The organism is Arthrobacter sp. Y3223164 (assembly GCF_059091005.1).
In genome coordinates this window covers 1-382 of record NZ_JBNHGF010000903.1, presented here as the reverse complement: position 1 = coordinate 382, position 382 = coordinate 1, and the positions used below count along the sequence as shown (strand labels likewise).

At 74.3% G+C, this 382-nt stretch carries 1 protein-coding gene; it reads left to right on the top strand.

The features are described from left to right. Window position 1: 1 nt before the first annotated feature. The coding region (locus tag AC5RUJ_RS18645) for an amidohydrolase family protein (protein ID WP_494156563.1) at window positions 2-382 on the top strand (381 nt) is incomplete at its 3' end.

Below are 382 nucleotides of genomic sequence, written 5' to 3'. Positions count from 1 at the left end.
CGTGCTGGTGCTCGACGGGGTGGTCTTTCCCGCCGCCGCCAACGCGCACTCGCACGCATTCCACCGGGTGCTGCGGGGCCGCACCCACGCCGGCCGGGGCGACTTCTGGACCTGGCGGGAGCAGATGTACCGCGCGGCCGGGACGCTGACCCCGGAGAACTACGAGCGCCTGGCGACGGCGGTGTTCGCGGAGATGGTGGCGGCCGGCTTCAGCAGCGTGGCGGAGTTCCACTACGTCCACCACCGCCCGGACGGCAGCCCGTACGGGGCCGGAAGCGCTGCCGGCGGGAGCCGCGGCGGGCACCTATCCGGTCCGACAGGCGATGATCCGGAGACCCCCGGGTACGGCGGGCACGCGATGGAACTGGCGCTGTGCCGGGCC